This is a genomic window from Streptomyces sp. NPDC104202, from assembly GCF_055584185.1.
The window spans coordinates 1-3729 of record NZ_JBVJMN010000127.1 but is presented as its reverse complement, the minus strand read 5'-3'; the positions used below and the strand labels follow the sequence as shown (position 1 = coordinate 3729).

At 74.1% G+C, this 3729-nt stretch carries 3 protein-coding genes; 2 read left to right on the top strand and 1 reads right to left on the bottom strand.

Annotated elements, in window-relative coordinates; all coding sequences use genetic code 11:
• Positions 1-411: 411 nt before the first annotated feature.
• Positions 412-1170, bottom strand: coding sequence for a hypothetical protein (locus tag ACZ60W_RS37080; protein WP_469759812.1), 759 nt, complete (start codon positions 1168-1170; stop codon positions 412-414).
• A gap of 286 nt (positions 1171-1456) precedes the next feature.
• Here ACZ60W_RS37080 and purN point away from each other — a divergent pair, with 286 nt between their 5' ends.
• Together purN and purH are read left to right on the top strand one after the other, a co-directional pair.
• Positions 1457-2086 carry a phosphoribosylglycinamide formyltransferase gene (gene purN, locus ACZ60W_RS37075; protein WP_469759811.1) on the top strand — a complete coding sequence of 210 codons (630 nt, stop codon included), beginning with the start codon at positions 1457-1459 and terminating at the stop codon, positions 2084-2086.
• Positions 2061-3626 carry a bifunctional phosphoribosylaminoimidazolecarboxamide formyltransferase/IMP cyclohydrolase gene (gene purH / locus ACZ60W_RS37070; RefSeq protein ID WP_469759810.1) on the top strand — a complete coding sequence of 522 codons (1566 nt, stop codon included), beginning with the start codon at positions 2061-2063 and terminating at the stop codon, positions 3624-3626. The genes purN and purH overlap by 26 nt, the downstream gene beginning before the upstream one ends.
• Positions 3627-3729 lie beyond the last annotated feature (103 nt).

The window sequence follows — 3729 nt, the reverse complement described above, 5'->3', positions numbered from 1 at the left end:
GTACTTAACGGGGGCGGGAAAAAAAAACAAAAACCCAACCGACAACCCCCCCCCCCCCCCCCCCACCCCCCCCCCCCCCCCCCCCCCCCCCCCCCCCCGGCCCCCCCCCCCCCCCCCCCGCCCCCGCCCCCCCCCCCCCCCCGCCCGGCCGGTGCCGTCGGCCCGGACCTCGACGACTTCGACGACCTCGACGACGACTCCGGCTACGAGCCCTACGACTTCCTCCCGGCGGCCTGGGAGCCCTCGCCGCCGCTGCCGCTCCGGGCCGCGCCCCGGCCCGCGGCCCCGTCCGACGACGCCGGGCCGGCGCCGGCTCCCGCCGAGCCGCCCGCGGACGAGGCCGGGAGGGCCGGGCCGCAGGAGCCGCGACCGCCGGCCCCGCCGTCCGGCGGCTGAACGCCGCCGGACCCGCTACTCCCGGACGCCGAAGCCCGCGCGCAGCGGCTTGGGCAGCAGGTCGTTGCAGGCCAGCTGACCCTGATGGGTCAGGGCGTCGTCACGGCACTCGTAGAAGTCGCTGTAGACCAGCTGCATGGTGAAGCCCACGGCGACGATCGCGAGGGCGACGCACGACGCGACCAGACCGCTGATGGCGGCGGTGCGCAGGGAGCGGCCCGGGGCGGGTACCGGGGTCGCCCCGGAGGCCGCGGCCCCGGCCGGGGCCGCGGCGCCCTGCGGCTGTCCCGAGGGGCGGGACGCCGGCTGTGACGTCGGCGACAGGTCAGCGGCCGGCCGCGGCTTGGCGCGCAGCGAGCTGACGCCCCAGTAGAGGCCGAGGGCGCCCAGCAGCAGCGCCAGCTCCGGGATCTCGAAGATGGCGAAGAAGAAGGCCCACATGCCGGCGAGGATGGCGTACCGCGCGCGCCGCTGCGCCGGGTCCGTCGGGTCCCAGCGGAGCCCCGGGCCCTTCCCGGGACCGCCCCGGCCGGGACCGCCCTCCGGACCTCCCTGGCCGCCGCCCTGCCGCTCCGGACCCCGGCCGAAGCCGTCCCCCGAGGGGCCCGGCTGACGTGGGCTCCAGCGGCCGTCGGACGGGCCCGACGCGTCCGGGGACCCGTCGGCGTCGTCGTCCGTCCCCTCCGGCCGCCGCGGCTGCCACGGCTGGTCCGGCCGGCCCTCGGGCGGCGGTGCGAACGGGTTGTCGTCGTTCGTGGACTGGCGATCCGGCATCTGCTGGACGTCTTCCCTCTGTCGTCGCGACCACGGCCGCACCCGTGGTCTCCGCTGCTGTCTCGTCTGCTGCTGGTCTGCTGCTCGGCCGTGCTCGGACGCCCGCCGCCGGGAGCTCGGTCCCGGGTCGGACCCTGACGCTACCGTCCTGCTCCGCCCCCGTCCCGTGGGGGCCGTCCCGTGTGCCGGTATCGTTGCTGACGGTCGAGCCGTTCGTAGGGTTCCCCGTATCGAGCGGCACGATTCGTTCGTATGACCGCACAAACACCACGGAAAGAGTGACCCAGTGGCTGCCGCCCGCCTCGTCGTCCTGGTCTCCGGGTCCGGTACCAATCTGCAGGCCCTCCTCGACGCCATCGCCTCCGACCCCGAGGGGTACGGGGCCGAGGTCGTCGCCGTCGGCGCCGACCGCGACGGCATCGTCGGTCTGGAGCGCGCCGAGCGCGCCGGGCTGCCCACCTACGTCTGCCGCGTCAAGGACCACGCCACCCGCGAGGAGTGGGACCGCGCCCTGACCGAGGCCACCGCCGCCCACGAGCCGGACCTCGTCGTCTCGGCCGGCTTCATGAAGATCGTCGGCAAGGAGTTCCTCGCCCGCTTCGGCGGCCGGGTCGTCAACACCCACCCGGCCCTGCTGCCCAGTTTTCCCGGTGCCCACGGGGTGCGCGACGCCCTCGCCTACGGCGCGAAGGTCACCGGATGCACCGTCCACTTCGTCGACGACGGTGTCGACACCGGCCCGATCATCGCCCAGGGCGTGGTCGAGGTGCGGGACGAGGACGATGAAGACGCTCTTCACGAGCGCATCAAGGAAGTCGAGCGCTCGCTGCTCGTCGACGTCGTGGGGCGTCTCGCCCGGCACGGCTACCGCATTGAGGGACGAAAGGTTCATGTCGGTGAACACGGACACCGTTAAGCCCATCCGCCGCGCGCTGGTCAGCGTCTATGACAAGACGGGGCTCGAGGAGCTGGCCCGCGGTCTGCACGAGGCCGGTGTCGAGCTCGTCTCCACCGGTTCCACGGCCGGGAGGATCGCCGCCGCCGGTGTGCCGGTCACCAAGGTCGAGGAGCTGACCGGCTTCCCCGAGTGCCTGGACGGCCGCGTCAAGACCCTCCACCCGCGCGTGCACGCCGGCATCCTGGCCGACCTGCGCCTGGAGTCGCACCGCGAGCAGCTCGCCGAGCTGGGCGTGGAGCCCTTCGACCTGGTCGTCGTGAACCTCTACCCGTTCCGCGAGACGGTCGCCTCCGGTGCCACCCCGGACGAGTGCGTCGAGCAGATCGACATCGGCGGCCCGTCCATGGTCCGCGCCGCGGCGAAGAACCACCCGTCGGTCGCCATCGTCACCAGCCCCGAGCGGTACGCCGACGTGCTCGCCGCCGTGCAGGCCGGCGGCTTCGACCTGACCGCCCGCAAGCGCCTCGCGGGCGAGGCCTTCCGGCACACCGCCGCGTACGACGTGGCCGTCGCCTCCTGGTTCGCCGACGACTACGCGGCCGCCGACGACTCCGGCTTCCCGGCCTTCCTCGGCGCCACCTACGCGCGCGAGAACGTGCTGCGCTACGGCGAGAACCCGCACCAGGGCGCCGCGCTCTACGTCGACGGCACGGGCGGCCTCGCCGAGGCCGAGCAGCTGCACGGCAAGGAGATGTCCTACAACAACTTCACGGACACCGACGCCGCGCGCCGGGCCGCGTACGACCACACCGAGCCCTGCGTCGCGATCATCAAGCACGCCAACCCGTGCGGCATCGCGATCGGCGCCGACGTCGCCGAGGCCCACCGCAAGGCGCACGCCTGCGACCCGCTGTCCGCGTTCGGTGGCGTCATCGCCGTCAACCGCCCCGTCTCGGTCGCGATGGCCGAGCAGGTCGCGGAGATCTTCACCGAGGTCATCGTCGCCCCGGCGTACGAGGACGGCGCGGTCGAGGTCCTCGCCAAGAAGAAGAACATCCGCGTCCTGCGCGCCGAGGGCGCCCCGGCCAACCCGGTCGAGGTCAAGCCGATCGACGGCGGCGCGCTGCTCCAGGTCACCGACCGCCTCCAGGCGGACGGCGACGACCCGGCGAACTGGACCCTGGCGACGGGCGAGGCGCTCTCCGCCGAGGAGCTCGCCGAGCTCTCCTTCGCCTGGAAGGCCTGCCGCGCGGTCAAGTCCAACGCGATCCTGCTCGCCAAGGACGGCGCCTCGGTCGGCGTCGGCATGGGCCAGGTCAACCGCGTCGACTCCGCGAAGCTCGCGGTCGAGCGGGCCGGCGAGGAGCGGGCGCGCGGCGCCTACGCGGCCTCCGACGCCTTCTTCCCCTTCCCCGACGGCCTGGAGATCCTCACCGCGGCCGGCGTGAAGGCGGTCGTCCAGCCCGGCGGCTCGGTCCGTGACGAGCTGGTCGTCGAGGCCGCGCGGAGCGCGGGCGTGACGATGTACTTCACCGGCACGCGCCACTTCTTCCACTGACAGCGCGACGGGGGAGGAAGGGAAGGGCAGCAGTGCCTCGTCCACGGCCTCGGCGATGGTGACGGTCACGGTCATACCTCCTGAAGGAGCGGAACGGCCGGGG